Origin of the sequence: Nocardioides sp. Root190 (assembly GCF_001428565.1) — a bacterium.
In the GTDB taxonomy this organism is placed as follows: domain Bacteria; phylum Actinomycetota; class Actinomycetes; order Propionibacteriales; family Nocardioidaceae; genus Nocardioides.
This window is the reverse complement of sequence record NZ_LMIA01000008.1, coordinates 365,019-379,477: the sequence shown is the minus strand read 5'-3', so window position 1 is coordinate 379,477 and position 14,459 is coordinate 365,019. Positions and strand designations below refer to the sequence as shown.

Below are 14,459 nucleotides of genomic sequence, written 5' to 3'. Positions count from 1 at the left end.
TGCTCAGGCCGGCTCGAGGGTGCGCTGCCACAGCACCGTCCCCCCGCCGTCGTACAAGCTGATGGTGAGCTCGCCGGAGGCAGCGATCGCGAGGTGGCCGATGTGCTGGTTGTCGGGTCGCGGCGCGATCATCACCGGCAGCGACTCCTCCTTGCCGTGGGAGAAGTGAACCAGCGGCCCGAAGGTCCGGTCGAGCTCGTCGGGACGCGCCGTGAACGGCGAGCAGTGGAGCGGCCCCGAGATGAACTCCCAGAACGGGTCGAAGTCGGTGAAGCCAGCGCGCTCGGGCGCGTAGTGGTTCGCCGCGGTGTAGTGGACGTCGGCGGTGATCCAGACGACATTGCTGATCGCGTGCTTCTTGATGGCCGAGAGCACCCGCCCGATCTCGGGCTCGCGCCCGACCGGCCGGCCGCCGTCGCCGTTCGACACCCCGTCGAGGTCGTGCAGGCGGCGGGCCGGAGCCGAGAGCGGCTGGTCGATGGAGATCACCTTCCAGGTCGCCGTCGAACGCCGCAGGCTCGCGATCAGCCAGTCCTCCTGCTCGCTGCCCAGCAGCCCCTGCGGCGCCCGGGCATCACGCGGGTCGGCGGCCGGGTTCGCCCCCCGGAAGCTGCGCATGTCGAGCAGGAACAGGTCCAGGTGCTGGCCGCGCGGGATCCGGCGGTGGAGCCGCTGCGGCACGAAGCCGTCGCCGCCGGCGGGAACCAGGCGTCGTACGGGAACGGGTTGGTACTCCTGCCAGGCCCGGCGACCCCGCACGGCCAGGACGTCGGCATGGCGCTCGGTGTAGCGGTCGTCGTCGATCACCTCACCCGGCCACCAGTTGTTGCAGGTCTCGTGGTCGTCCCACTGCACGGCCGAGGGCACGGCGGCGTTGAAGTCGCGGACGTTGTCGTCGCGCAGCGGGTAGCGGTGCCGGCCGCGGAACTGCTCGAGGGTCTCGGCGACGACCAGCACCTCCTCGGTCAGCTCGTTCTGCCAGGTGGTGCCGTTCTCGAGCAGCAGCTTGGAGGACTCCATCGGCTCGTCGGCGTAGATGGTGTCCCCGACATGGACGAACAGGTCGGGTCGCAGGTCGAGCATCGTGCGGTACGCCGTCATCCCGCCCCGCGACCGGTCGATCCCCCAGCCCTGCCCGTTGGTGTCGCCGGACCAGACGATCGACTGGGCGGCGGCGTGGATCGGCGCGGTGGAGAAGGTCAGCGACTGCGGCGCACTCCGCTCCCCCTCCGGCGTCTCGAACCACACCTCGGCGTCGTACTCGCGTCCGGGTGCGAGGTCGCGCAGGTGGAGGCGGGCGGTCAGGTCGGTGCGCGGGTCGGCCCACTGCCCACGCACCGTCCGCAGCACCCGGGTGTTGCTGGACAGGCGCACCATCAGCCGGCTCGGCACGAGCGCGCGCGACCAGATCACCGCGGAGTCCGTCGTCACCTCGCCGCTGCGGACGCCGGTGGTGAGGTCCCGTCGTCGCTCCACGAAGCTCGGCCACCGGTCGGCGAGGCCGAGGACGGAGACGCCGGACAGCCCGGCGACGATGGAGGTCCGGCGCCCGACCCGCAGCTCGCCGAGTCGGTCCTGGTCGTCCCAGAGCAGCGTCACGACCACCAGAAAAGCGCCGCGCGCCGACCGGCGAGGGTTCGCCGGCCGACGCGCGGGTGAAGTCCGTGCGACGACTTGGTCGTCGGAGCCGAACTACTTCGGGGGCATCCGGATGCCGCCGTCGACGCGGATGACCTCGCCGTTCATGTACGAGTTGGTCAGGCACTCCAGCACCATCGAGGCGAGCTCGTCGCCAGTGCCCAGACGCTTGGGGAACAGCACGTTCTGGCCGAGGTTGGCCTTGAACGCGTCGGCTGCCTCGCCCTCGCCGTAGATGGGGGTGTCGATCAGGCCCGGCGCCACCGTGTTGAGCCGGATGCCGGCAGCCGAGAGGTCGCGGGCGACCGGGAGGGTCATCCCGACGACGCCGCCCTTGGACGCGGAGTACGACGCCTGGCCGATCTGGCCGTCGAACGCAGCCACGCTGGCGAGGTTGACGATCGCGCCCCGGCAGCCGTCGGCGTCGGGCTCGTTCAGGCTCATCGCCGTCGCGGCCTGGCGGACCATGTCGAAGGTGCCGATCAGGTTGATGTGGATGACCTTGGTGAAGGCCTCCAGCGAGTGGGCCGACTCAACCAGGCCGTCGCGACCGATCGTGCGCTGCGCCCAGCCGATGCCGGCCGAGTTGACGACCGCACGCAGCGGCGCGATCTCGGCAGCGGCCTTGACGGCGCCCGCGATCTGCTCGGTGTTGGTGACGTCGACGAGCGCGAAGACGCCGCCGATCTCGGCGGCGAGGGCCTCGCCCTTGTCGGCCTGCAGGTCCGCGACGATGACGGTCGCACCCTTGGCAGCGAGCTGGCGGGCAGCGGCGGCGCCGATGCCCGACGCGCCTCCGGTGACGATGGCGGAAGATCCGGTGAGTTCCATGATCGGGAGCATAGGGGCGCGACGGGGACGGTGACACCAACGGTGTCACTGTCAGAGACGGGCCGGGGCCGGCTCAGAGGTCGGTGGTGCCCGACGCCACGACGACGGCCGGGCCCGTCATCAGGACCCGGTCCTCAGCGGTCCAGGAGATGCGCAGCGTCCCGCCGGGCAGGTCGATGCGGTAGTCGGTGTCGCGGTCAGCGTCGTCGGCGAGGGCCGTGGCGACCATGACGGCGCAGGCGCCGGTCCCGCAGGAGCGGGTCTCACCGGAGCCGCGCTCGTGGACCCGCATCGCGACATGGCGCGGCCCGCGTCGTACGACGAACTCGACGTTGACGCCGTGGGGGTAGACGCCCGGGTCGTGGACCGGCGCGTCGAGCAGGTGACCGACGTCGGCCAGGTCGTCGACGAACGCGACCGCGTGGGGGTTGCCCATGTCGACGTGAAGCGCGGACCACGTCCGACCGTCGATCGAAACCTCGGTCTGCTCCAGCACCTTCGGGATGCCCATGTCGACGGTGATCTCGCCGTCGGCGGTGCCGCCCGCGAAGCTCAGCACCTTGATGCCGGCGCGGGTGGCGACCGGCACGGGCGCGGACGGGTCGACCAGGCCCTGCTCGGCGAGGTGGCGACCGAAGACACGGACGCCGTTGCCGCACATCTCCGAGATCGATCCGTCGGAGTTGCGGTAGTCCATGAACCACTCGGCACCGCCGTCGCTCGAGTGGCTCGAGCGGACGACGCGCAGCACGCCGTCGCCACCGATCCCGGCACGACGGTCACACAGCGCCCGCACCCGCTCGGCGGGCAGGTCGCCGTGGACGCTGCAGTCGTGGTCGGGCAGCAGCACGAAGTCGTTCTCGGTGCCGTGGCCCTTGAGGAACGGGTACGACGCGTCAGGGCTGGACATAGAGGCGCTCCTCGTAGCTCTGGCCGTAGTAGTCGTCGAGCTCCTCGATGCTGGTCTCCGGACGCTCCAGGCGCTGTGCCAGCACGGCGCGACGCGGCACGATCGCCTCCGGCTCCCACGTCTCGGGGTGCCACAGCTGCGAGCGCAGGAACGCCTTCGCGCAGTGGAAGAAGACCGTCTCGATCTCGACGACGACCGCCAGGAGCGGCCGGTGGCCCTTGACCACGAGGTCGTCGAAGAAAGGCGCCTCGCTGACGAGCCGGGCGCGGCCGTTGATGCGCAGGGTGTCGCCGCGGCCCGGGATCAGGAAGTTCAGGCCGACCTGGCCGTTCGCGAGGATGTTGCGGTAGCCGTCGGCGCGACGGTTCCCGGGACGCTCCGCGATGGCGATGGTGGTCTCGTCGATCACGTGCACCAGCTGGCCCGCTGGATCGCCCTTCGGCGACACGTCGCAGCGACCCTCCGCGTCGGCCGTCGCCAGGAAGCAGAACGGCGTGGACGCGAGCCAGTCGCGATCGACATCGGTCAGCGTGGACCGCTCCTTGCCCCGCGCCGCGGCGGTGGGCTCACCGAGGAGCGCAGTCAGCGCCGCGTCGTCGGAGATCTCGGTCCAGGTCACCGCTCAAGCCTAGGCGGTGCGGGCCAGCACCGTTGGTCGAGGAGGCCGCCCGCGGCCGTCTCGAGACCACCCGCCACGGTGCACCCAACCCGCCGGGCMAGTACCGGCACCGGAGCAAGGGGTCTCGGGGCGGGCAGATCACTCGGCCGCACGAGACCTCGCGTCCTCCGCCTGCGCCTCACGCCGCAGCTGCGTCCCGGCGTGTCCACGACTGGCGAGCAACGGCAGCGCGTGCCAGCGGCCCTCGATCAGCGCGAGCCGCTTCGCCCTGCCCCATCCCTGCACCTGCTTCTCGAACCGGAAGGCGTCCTCGATGCGGTGGAAGTCCGCGGCCCACACCAGGTGAACCGGTCGACGGGACCTGCGCCGGGTGTAGGCCGCGCCGAGACCTTCGTTGTGCTCGCCGATGCGCCGCTCGAGATCCCAGGTGCTCCCGACGTAGAACGATCCGTCCGCGCACTCGACGATGTATGTCCATGGCATCTGGCGACCTTGCGCGTACGGCGCCGAAGGATCCAGCCGCTGTCGGGCACCCTGTGCAGAACTCGTCCCTCGTCGAGAGACGCGATCACGAGGGGACGAATCGGAGTCCTGTGGGGCCTGTGGGGTGCATCGGAGAAGGGGGCTCGAGACGGTCAGATGACTCGKCCCGTTGGTCGAGGAGGCCGCCCGCGGCCGTCTCGAGACCACCCGCCGCGGTGCACCCAACCCGCCCGTCCAGTACCGGCRCCGGAGCAGGGGGTCTCGAGACGGTCGCTGCGCGACCTCCTCGACCAACGGGTCAGGCTGCGCGACCTCCGCGGTGCACCCAACCYGCCSGKCMAGTACCGGCACCGGAGCAGGGGGTCTCGAGACGGTCGCTGCGCGACCTCCTCGACCAACGGGTCAGCGGTCCTCGAGCAGGATCCCGTCGACCTCGTAGCGTGCGGTGACGAAGGCACCGTTCTGCGCGGTCTCGACCAGCCGGAGCTCCAGGCGGCGCGGCAGGATCGGTCGGCCGGCGCCGAGCGCGACGGGGGCGATCGACACCACGATCTCGTCGAGGTGGCCGGCGTCCGCGAACTGCCCGGCCAGGTCCCCTCCACCGACCACCCAGATGTCCAGGTCGCCGGCAGCGGTGCGCAGGTCGTCGTACACGTCGGCGACGCTGCCCGACGCGAAGCGCACGTCGGCGCCCTCGAGGACGGGGAGCTCGCGGGTCGTCATCACCCACGAGGGTTGCGAGTAGAACCACGCCTCGCCGGACTTCTCGAGGTGCGCGAGGACCCACTCGTAGGTCGTGGAGCCCATCACGACGGCACCGACGCCCTTGATGAAGGATTCGTAGTTCTGTGCGCCGCCGTCCTCCTGGGCCTGGCGCATCAGCCAGTCCAGCGAGTCGTCCGGATCGGCGATGAAGCCGTCGAGCGTGGTGGCGGTGTAGTACACGGTTCGGGTCATCGGTCTCGTCGCATCCAGTTGATGGGGTCACCGTCGTCGAGGTCGACACCGGCGGTGCGCAGCCAGATCCGGGAGAGCTGGCGGCGGTAGGCACTGAAGGTCAGGACGTGCGTCACGATGCTGCTGAGCACGAACGACTCGGGCGGATCGCACAGTGCGTCGATGATCTGGTCGTCCCACGCACCGCGTCGGTCGATGTCGCGGACGACGGCGAGCCAGCGACCTGCGACCGCTTCCTGGCGGGCGAGGAGCGCGACCGGATCGGCAGCGTGATCGACGACCGGGAAGTCGGTGCCCTCGATCGCCGCGAGCCAGACCTCCTTGGCGAAGACCGCGCGTTCGAGGACAGCCGCGATCGACTCCTCCGGCCCTTCCCAGGCAGCGACCTGGTGGCCGGGCATCCGCACCGCCGACCAGTCCTCGACGCTCAGCGCCTTGGCGTGCTCGATCAGCTCACGCACGTCGTCGAGGTCATGGCGGACGAGCTGGTCGGTGACGGGGTTCATGGTCTGCTCCGTGCTGTGGACCCACAGGCTGATGGGCGGGTGGAAGTGGATGCCGTTGGGCGCGGGCAGCCAGACGTGGGCGTCGGTGTCCGCGCTCGGCGGGTGGCCGTAGGCCCGCGTGAACGCGCGGCTGAACCCCTCGAGGGACTCATATCCCGCCTCCCAGGCGGTCTCGGTGACCGTCGCTCCCCCACGCAGCCGCCAGGCCGCGCGCTCGAGCATCACCCGTCGACGCAGGGCCACGGGCGCCTCGCCGACGTCACGGGAGAGCAACCGGGAGAAGTGGTACGGCGACGCGAACGCCCCGTCCGCCATCTGCCCAAGCGTCCGGTTCTCCTCGTCGAGCACGGCATCCAGCAGCTCTCGAAGGCGATCGCGACCGGTCATGCGACCAGTCTGGACCGGATCAGTGCGCGGCTGCCTGACCGTTCTTGCGCAGCACGGCCGGACCGAGCCACTTGCAGGCGACCAGGGCCAGCTCGAGGTCGAGCCGCTCCTCGCCGAGGGGCCGGCCGCGGGCCTCGACGGCGCGATCGACGCGGTACTTCACGGTGTTCTTGTGCAGGTGCAGCCGCGCCGCCGTCGCGACATAGCTCTCCCGGTCCTCCAGGAAGGCGAGGAGGGTCTCGCGCATGCGCCCGGCCGCATCGGTGTCGACAGCCAGGTTGCCCAGGCTCCGGTTGACGATCCACCGGGTGGAGGACAGGTCCCGGGCCAGCAGCGCGGCGGCGCGGACCGAGGGATCGTTGAAGGAGATGACCGGTCCGGCATCCGCAGCACCCAGCAGGGCGACCTGGTGGGCGGCGAGCGCACCGACATGGGTCTCGCGGAAGCCGGGCTCGCCGGCCTCGGGTACGCCGACGGCGACGCGCACGTTGCCGCCGGCCGCGCGCACGGTCTCCTCGACCGCTGCGACGACCTCGGCGACGTCGAGGTCGCCTGACCGGCCGATCGGGAGCCACCCCCACGCGGTCTCCCGGTCGCGGGGCACGAAGAGCGCGTGGCCGCCGGGAGTGACACGTTCGGCGATGCGCCCCAGGATCCGCTCGCAGTCGGCCAGCCCTGCGTCCGCGTCACCGCCCCTGGCCCAGAGCACGACGCCGAGGTGGTGCTGACGCAGCCGGTGGCCGAGCGCCGCCTCGCTCGCCGCGAGGTCGACGCGCTCACCGCGCAGCAGCGCATCGACGGTCTCGCGCTGCACGGCACTGCGGTTGGCCAGCCACCGCTCGCGTTCGTCCTGATAGGCGCCGATGACGTCCTCGGAGACGGCGTCGACGTACTGGAAGGACGTCTCGGTGAGCAGCTGACTGGTGGCCAGCGCGACCGACGGGTCCAGCACCCGCGCCTGGATCTCGCCACCGGCCCAGCGCAGGATCAGCTGCTGGCCCAGTCGGTAGGCGCGCAGCAGCGCGCTCGGGGGCGTGCCGCGCTGGGCCAGGCGGCGGGCGTACTCGACGGCGGCGGCCGGTGCCCTGATCTCGCCGATCGGCACGTGTCCGCGCAGCAGATGCGCGAGCGTCTCGAGGTTGGACCCGGCGCTGCCGTTGAGCAGGTCGACCAGGTTGGGGTCGCGCGGGAGCTCGGGGATCCGCTCACCGAACTGCGCGACGAGGAACGCCGTCAGCTCGACCCGACGCTCGGCCAGGAGGCCCGCGATCGCCTGGAGCTCGGTCTCCGCGTCCGTCATGATCCGTCTCCCCCGGGTAGCCGACTTGGGGCACGGCACCAATCGGTGACGACCGTCACGCCATCCTCGCAGACTCACGTCGGGCTGTTCTTGCCACCACCGAGCCGAATCCGGCCACCGAGTTTGGTCTCCGGCACCAAGATCGCCGCGGATCCGCGGGCCTAGCCTCAGCGTCATGAGCACGATCGATCCCACCTGGCTCCCCTGGCACCGCCCGACGTCGTACGACGAGAGGCCGTGCGTCCGCGACGACCGCACCGCCCTGACCTATCGCGAGTTCGGCCAGCGGGTGGAGGCCGTCGCCGAGCAGTTCGCCGGCCTCGGCGTCAGCGCCGGTTCGGTCGTCGCCGTGATGCTCCCCAACCGGGTCGAGCTGCTCGTCTCGATCATGGCGGCCTGGCGCCTGGGCGCCGCGGCCACACCGGTCAACCCCACCTTCACCGCGACCGAGGCCGGCCACCAGATCGGTGACTCCGGCGCGACCCTGGTCGTCTCCTCCACCAGCGATCCCGGGGGCGCCGGGAACGCCGGCGTGCCGGTGCTCGCCGTCGACGACCTGGCGCGGACGCCCGCGGGCACCCTGCCGGAGCTGACGACGCCGATCAGCGACCTCGCGCTGCTCGTCTACACGAGCGGGTCGACCGGCAAGCCCAAGGGAGTGATGCTCGACCACGGCAACGTGGGCGCGATGATCGCCAGCATGGGTGAGGCCATCGGCGTCACCGCGGAGGACCACTGCCTGCTGGTCCTGCCCCTCTTCCACGTGAACGCCATCTGCGTCAGCTTCCTGACCCCGCTGTCCGTGGGCGCCCAGCTCACGGTGCTGCAGCGCTTCCACCCGGTCGAGTTCGTGCGGGCCATCGAGGAGTTCCGGCCGACGTTCTTCTCCGCGGTGCCGACGATCTACTCCCACCTGGTCGCGCTCCCCGCCGAGGTGCAGCCCGACGTCAGCTCGGTGCGGTTCGCGATCTGCGGCGCTGCTCCCGCGCCGCCCGAGCTCTTCGCCGCCGTGGAAAAGAGGTTCGGCTTCCCGATGGTCGAGGGGTACGGGCTCTCCGAGGGCACCTGCGCCTCGACCTGCAACCCGGTCGACGGCCTGCGCAAGCCCGGCACCGTCGGACCTGCGATGCCCGGACAGCTGGTCGCCGTGATGGCGCCCGACGGGACGCTGCTCCCCAACGGCGAGCGCGGTGAGGTCGTGATCAAGGGCGACAACGTCATGCGGGGCTACCTCAACCGGCCGGAGGCGACCGCCGAGACGCTCGGTGACGGCTGGCTGCACACCGGCGACGTCGGGATCCTCGACGACGACGGCTACCTGCGCATCGTCGACCGGATCAAGGACATGATCATCCGCGGTGGGGAGAACATCTACCCGAAGGAGATCGAGAACGTCCTGCACAGCGATCCCTCCGTGCTGGAGGCGGCTGTGGTCGGCGGAGCCCACCCCGTGTACGGCGAGGTGCCCATCGCCTTCGTGGCCCCGGAGCCGGGCGCCACCATCGACACCGATGCGCTGCTGGCGCGCTGCCGGGAAGACTTGACCAAGATCAAGGTTCCCGTGGCGGTCCATGTGCTGGAGAGTCTCCCCAAGAACCCCGTCGGCAAGATCGACAAGCCCGGCCTGCGCACCCGCCTCGCCGCCACCGCAGGAAAGGGTGCCTGAGCAATGGGATTCCTCAAGCCCGCAGAGCAGCCGGTGCCGCCGGCCGAGTTCGTCCGGATGTCCTTGAGCGACCGGCTCCGGGTCCTGACGACCAACTGGGTCGACGACGGCTTCGGCACGCCCCGTGCGCTGACGCTGATCTACATCATCAAGATGCTCGGGCTCTACTTCGCCGTCGGCCTGGCCATCACCTCGATGACGACCGAGTACGTCCACTTCACCGAGCCGGGCACGTGGTTCGACTCGATCGTGGTCTACCAGAAGCTCGCCGTGTGGCTGATGCTGCTGGAGGTCATCGGCCTCGGCGGCGCGTTCGGCCCCCTGTGCGGTCACTTCATGCCGTTCCTCGGCAACATCCGGTACTGGCTGCGCCCGGGCACGATCCGAATGGCGCCCTGGGGCGACAAGGTCCCGCTCACCGGGGGCGACACGCGCACCGTCGTCGACGTGCTCCTGTACGTCGCCGTCCTCGCGGCCCTGGCGCTGCCTCTGCTGGTGCCGGCCGAGGTGGTCGCCCACCTCCCCCTCGGCACCGGACCGCAGGAGCTGGTGCCGCCGATCGCGTTCGTGCCGATCCTCGTGCTGATGCCGCTGATGGGTCTGCGCGACAAGGTCGTCTTCCTCGCGGCCCGCTCCGAGCAGTACCTCCCGATCATGCTCTTCTCCGCGACCTTCGGCGCCCTGGTCATGGCGGAGGGCGCCACCGATGCGGACTTCGTCAACCTCGTCATGGTGTTCAAGATCGTCATCTGCGTGGTGTGGATCGGCGCGGGCGCGTCCAAGCTGGGCCTGCACTTCGAGCACGTCGTACCGCCGATGGTCTCCAACAGCCCCGGGGTGCCGAGCGCGATCAAGCACGCCCACTACCGCGACGTCGCCAACGGCGACCTCCGCCCGGGCCGGCTCGCCTGGTTCATGGCGCACGTCAACGGGACCGCCGTCGAGATCGGCATCCCGCTGGTGCTGCTCCTGACGACGAACACGACGATCGCCGCGATCGCCGCCGTGGCCATGCTCGTCTTCCACATCTACATCACGTCCACGTTCCCCATGGCCGTGCCGTTGGAGTGGAACGTCTTCTTCGGCTTCATCGCGATCGTGCTGTGGGGCGGCTTCGGTGACGGGTTCGACGCGAGCACCTACAACATCTGGGAGTTCTCCGAGCCGCTGCTGCTCGTCCCCGTGTTCGTCCTGCTCACCGCCTCGCCGATCCTGGGCTCGCTGCGGCCCGACCTGGTCAGCTTCCTGCCGAGCATGCGCCAGTACGCCGGCAACTGGGCGACCGCGGTGTGGGCGATGCGCCCCGGCGTCGAGGAGCGGCTCAACGAGATCAAGTGCGTGGAGACCCAGCTCGACCAGCTCCAGCGGATGCTCGGGATGCCCTACGAGAAGGACGACGCCGAGATGACCCTGCAGAAGGTCAACGGCTGGCGCGCACTGCACAGCCAGGGGCGCGGCCTCTTCTCGGTCCTCTACGAGCACCTCGACGACATCGAGGGCCGCAACGTCCGCGAGGGCGAGTTCATGTCCAACATCCTGCTCGGCTGGAACTTCGGCGACGGGCACCTCAACGACGAGCGCCTGGTCGCAGCGGTGCAGAAGCGGCTGAACCTCGCCCCGGGCGACCTGGTCTCCGTGTACGCCGAGGCGCAGGCCACCCCGTGGCGGACCGGGACCCCGCAGCACTACCGGGTCATCGACGCGGCCCTCGGCGTGGTCGAGCGGGGGACGTGGGACGTCCGCGACGCCGTCAAGGAGCAGCCGTGGCTGCCGAACGGCCCGATCCCGCTGCAGGTGACCTGGACGGCCGACGGCTACCGTCGCAAGGGAACGCTGACCACAGGGAAGGATCCCGTGTCGTGACCTCTGCCGTCGTCGTCGGAAGCGGACCCAACGGGCTCGCCGGCGCGATCCGACTGGCCCAGGCGGGCGTGGACGTGACCGTGCTCGAGGCCCACGACCGCTTCGGCGGCGGGACCCGCACCAGCGAGCTGACGCTGCCCGGCGTCCTCCACGACGACTGCGCGGCGTTCCACCCGACCGGTGTCGCCTCGCCCTTCTTCAACTCGCTGGGCCTGGAGCGACACGGCCTGAGGTGGATGTGGCCCGAGGTCGAGGTGGCCCATCCGCTCGACGACGGTCGCGCCGGCTTCGCCACCCGCGACCTCGCCGCCTCGGCCGCCGCCCTCGGGGTCGACGAGGCCCGCTGGCTGCGGCTGTTCGAGCCGGCGGTGCGCAACTTCGACGACCTGATCACCGAGGTCCTCGGGCCCGTCGTGCACGTTCCGCGCCACCCGGTCACGATGGCGCGCTTCGGCGCCAGGGCAGTCCTGCCCGCCACCACGCTCGTCAAGGGCTTTCGGGACGAGCCCGCGCGGGCCCTGTTCATCGGCGTCGCGGCGCACAAGTTCGGCCGCCTCGACACCCCGCTCACCGGTTCCATCGGCATGATGCTGACCGCCGCCGCCCATGCCGTCGGCTGGCCGGTGGCGCAGGGCGGCACCGAGGCGATCACCCGGGCGCTGCTGGCCGAGCTCGCGTCGTACGGCGGCAAGGCGCAGGCGGGCGTGCGGGTGACCTCGCTCGACCAGCTCCGCGACCTCACCGGCAGGGCACCCGACGTCGTCCTGCTCGACACCGCCCCGACCGGGGTCCTCGAGATCGTCGGCGACCGGCTGCCGGCTCGGATCCAGCGGGCCCTGCGACGCGTCACCTACGGACCGGGGTCCTTCAAGGTGGACTTCGCGATCGAGGGCGACGTCCCGTGGACCAACCCGGACTGCCGACGCGCGGGCACCCTGCACCTCGGCGGAACCGCGGACGAGCTGGTCGCCACCGAGGCGATGACGCTGCGCGGCGAGATGCCCGAGCGGCCGTTCGTGCTGTTCGGCCAGCAGTACGTCATCGACCCGTCACGCTCCAGCGGCACGGCCAACCCGATCTACGCCTACGCCCACGTCCCGCACGGGTGGACCGGCGACGCCACCGAGGCGGTCATCGCGCAGATCGAGCGGTTCGCCCCGGGCTTCCGCGACCGCATCCTCGCCGTCTCGACCCGGGGTCCTGCCGAGCTCGAGGCCTACAACGCCAACTACGTCGGCGGCGACATCGGTGCCGGCGCCAACACCGCCCGGCAGATCGCGTTCCGTCCCCGCCCCGCTCTCGACCCCTACACGCTCGGTGTGGACGGGGTCTACCTCTGCTCCTCGGCCGCACCGCCCGGCGGCGGCGTGCACGGGATGGCGGGGTTCAACGCTGCGGAGTCGGCGTTGAAGCGGCTGTGAGGGGCGGCCGTGTCACCGCGGGGAAGTCATACGAACTGGTCGCTCGAGCAGCCACATCGCATGACGTCCGCCGAGGTCGGCCCGGTCACCGCGGGGAAGTCATACGAACTGGTCACCCGAGCAGCCACATCGCATGACATCCGCCGGGAGACGGGAGCAGGTCAGCCCCGCTGAACGACGTCCAGCGCCTTCGCGACGCGGTCCGGGTCGTCGTGCTCCACCCAGGTGATGCGCGGGTCGATCTTCCACCACGCCATCTGACGGCGGGAGAACTGCCGGGTCGCGATGACGGTCCGATCGACGGCCTCGTCCAACGTCATCGACCCATCGAGCACGGCCCTCGCCTGGCGGTACCCGATCGCCATCGAGGCGGTCCGGGCCTCGGCGAGACCCTCGCCGAGCAGACGCTCGACCTCGTCGAGCAGGCCGGCGTCGAACATCTCCCGCACGCGCAGGCGGATCCGCGCCTCCAGCACGTCGCGCTCGATGGCGACGCCGATCTGGACGGTCGCCGGGTCGGCGTACTCCGGTTCGGGCAGGCCGGTGCTGAACGGCTCGCCCGTGATCGCGATGACCTCGAGGGCGCGGACGATGCGCCGCCCGTTCTCGGCGGGAATCCGCTCCCCCGAGACCGGGTCGAGGTCGAGGAGGCGTCGGTGGAGCACCGCGCTGCCGACCTCGTCGAGCTCGGCCTCGAGGCGCGCGCGGACCTCGGGGTCGGTGGCGGGGAACTCGAAGCGGTCGAGGATGGCCCGGGTGTAGAGCGCCGATCCGCCGACGAGCACGGGCGAGGCGCCGCGGGACCTGATGTCGGCGATGGCGGCGCGCGCCCAGGCCTGGAAGTGCGCCACCGTCGCCGGGTCCTGCACGTCGAGGGTGTCGAGCAGGTGGTGCGGGATGCCCCTGCGCTCCTCGACCGGGAGCTTCGCCGTACCGATGTCCATGCCCCGGTAGACCTGCATCGCATCGGTGTTGACGATCTCCCCACCCAGCGCCTGGGCGAGGTCGAGTGAGAGCGAGGTCTTGCCGCTCGCCGTGGGTCCGACGATCGCGATGATCGGCGGGGACGACGGATCGGACATGGCACTAGTCTGGCAAGGTGTTCGTGGTGGCCCGGAGCGGGTCGCCCACATCCAGCAACGGGGGTTTTCTCGTGGGATTTCTCGATGACGCCAAGGACAAGCTGAGCGACGCCGTCGACAGCCAGGGCGACAAGATCAGCGACGGTCTCGACAAGGCCGCCGACTTCGCCTCCGACAAGACCGGCGGCAAGTACGACGACAAGATCGACACCGGCGTCGACAAGGCCAAGGACGCGCTCGACGGCCTCGACGGCAAGGACGACGACATCAAGTGATGTGCCGATGAGTGTGGCCGACCCCGTGACCGGCCAGGTCCGGTTCGTCGTCGTCCCCGCCTCCTACGTCTTCCTCCTCCGCGAGGGGGAGGAAGGCACGGAGGTCCTCCTTCAGCTGCGTCAGGGCACCGGCTACATGGACGCCCACTGGGCGGCTGCGGCCGCGGGGCACGTCGAGCGCGGCGAGACGGCCGAGCAGGCGGCTCACCGCGAAGCCCTCGAGGAGATCGCCGTGAGCGCGCTCGACCTCGTCTTCGCGACCGCCATGCAGCGCACGGCCCGCGACCTCCCGATCGACGAGCGGATCGACTTCTTCTTCACCGCCCGCTCCTGGACCGGCGAACCGCGGATCGTGGAGCCGGCCAAGTGCGCCGGCCTGCGCTGGTTCCCCCTCGACGACCTCCCCGATCCGGTCGTCCCGCACGAGCGGATCGTGCTCGATGGCCTCCGCCGGGGTGACCTCCCCGCGCTGAGCCACGCGGGGTTCTGAGAGTTCGTCCGACACGCCGTCGACCCGCCGG

General features: G+C 70.9%; 14 protein-coding genes. 5 read left to right on the top strand and 9 right to left on the bottom strand.

Annotated elements, in window-relative coordinates:
* Positions 1-3: 3 nt before the first annotated feature.
* From ASE01_RS08240 to ASE01_RS08205, 8 genes are all read right to left on the bottom strand, one after another.
* A complete protein-coding gene (locus ASE01_RS08240; protein WP_200958781.1) occupies positions 4-1,599 on the bottom strand; it encodes an alkaline phosphatase D family protein in 1,596 nt (531 codons plus the stop codon).
* A gap of 93 nt (positions 1,600-1,692) precedes the next feature.
* A complete protein-coding gene (locus tag ASE01_RS08235; RefSeq protein WP_056750138.1) occupies positions 1,693-2,469 on the bottom strand; it encodes an SDR family NAD(P)-dependent oxidoreductase in 777 nt (258 codons plus the stop codon).
* A 73-nt stretch (positions 2,470-2,542) separates the two neighbouring features.
* Positions 2,543-3,379, bottom strand: coding sequence for a diaminopimelate epimerase (dapF, locus tag ASE01_RS08230; RefSeq protein WP_056749688.1), 837 nt, complete (start codon positions 3,377-3,379; stop codon positions 2,543-2,545).
* Positions 3,366-3,998: a pyridoxamine 5'-phosphate oxidase family protein gene (locus ASE01_RS08225; RefSeq protein ID WP_056749687.1), complete on the bottom strand. Its 633-nt coding sequence runs from the start codon at positions 3,996-3,998 to the stop codon at positions 3,366-3,368. The genes dapF and ASE01_RS08225 overlap by 14 nt, the downstream gene beginning before the upstream one ends.
* Positions 3,999-4,136: 138 nt before the next feature.
* Positions 4,137-4,481: a GIY-YIG nuclease family protein gene (locus ASE01_RS08220; protein ID WP_056749686.1), complete on the bottom strand. Its 345-nt coding sequence runs from the start codon at positions 4,479-4,481 to the stop codon at positions 4,137-4,139.
* Between the two features lie 402 nt (positions 4,482-4,883).
* A complete protein-coding gene (locus ASE01_RS08215; RefSeq protein WP_056749685.1) occupies positions 4,884-5,438 on the bottom strand; it encodes a dihydrofolate reductase family protein in 555 nt (184 codons plus the stop codon).
* Entirely contained in the window at positions 5,435-6,331 is an 897-nt protein-coding gene (locus tag ASE01_RS08210; RefSeq protein ID WP_056749684.1) for a helix-turn-helix transcriptional regulator, read from the bottom strand. The genes ASE01_RS08215 and ASE01_RS08210 overlap by 4 nt, the downstream gene beginning before the upstream one ends.
* 19 nt (positions 6,332-6,350) lie before the next feature.
* A complete protein-coding gene (locus ASE01_RS08205) occupies positions 6,351-7,631 on the bottom strand; it encodes a PucR family transcriptional regulator (RefSeq protein WP_056749683.1) in 1,281 nt (426 codons plus the stop codon).
* 175 nt (positions 7,632-7,806) lie between these two features.
* Here ASE01_RS08205 and ASE01_RS08200 point away from each other — a divergent pair, with 175 nt between their 5' ends.
* From ASE01_RS08200 to ASE01_RS08190, 3 genes are read left to right on the top strand one after another with little or no spacing between them, the layout of a single operon-like run.
* Positions 7,807-9,297, top strand: coding sequence for a class I adenylate-forming enzyme family protein (locus ASE01_RS08200; protein WP_056749682.1), 1,491 nt, complete (start codon positions 7,807-7,809; stop codon positions 9,295-9,297).
* A 3-nt stretch (positions 9,298-9,300) separates the two neighbouring features.
* On the top strand, positions 9,301-11,160 hold the full coding sequence (locus tag ASE01_RS08195) for a DUF3556 domain-containing protein (protein WP_056749681.1): 1,860 nt from the start codon (positions 9,301-9,303) through the stop codon (positions 11,158-11,160).
* A complete protein-coding gene (locus tag ASE01_RS08190) occupies positions 11,157-12,581 on the top strand; it encodes a phytoene desaturase family protein (RefSeq protein WP_056749680.1) in 1,425 nt (474 codons plus the stop codon). Before ASE01_RS08195 ends, ASE01_RS08190 begins: the two co-directional genes overlap by 4 nt.
* 161 nt (positions 12,582-12,742) lie before the next feature.
* On the opposite strand, the gene miaA is transcribed toward ASE01_RS08190, so the two are convergent.
* Positions 12,743-13,663 carry a tRNA (adenosine(37)-N6)-dimethylallyltransferase MiaA gene (gene miaA / locus ASE01_RS08185; protein WP_056749679.1) on the bottom strand — a complete coding sequence of 307 codons (921 nt, stop codon included), beginning with the start codon at positions 13,661-13,663 and terminating at the stop codon, positions 12,743-12,745.
* Positions 13,664-13,734: 71 nt separating this feature from the next.
* Between miaA and ASE01_RS08180 the strand changes: the two genes are divergently transcribed.
* Positions 13,735-13,938 (top strand): antitoxin, encoded by a 204-nt coding sequence (locus ASE01_RS08180; protein ID WP_056749678.1) that lies wholly within the window; start codon positions 13,735-13,737, stop codon positions 13,936-13,938.
* A gap of 7 nt (positions 13,939-13,945) precedes the next feature.
* Positions 13,946-14,428, top strand: a complete 483-nt coding sequence (locus ASE01_RS08175) for an NUDIX hydrolase (RefSeq protein ID WP_056750135.1) — start codon at positions 13,946-13,948, stop codon at positions 14,426-14,428.
* Positions 14,429-14,459: the final 31 nt, after the last annotated feature.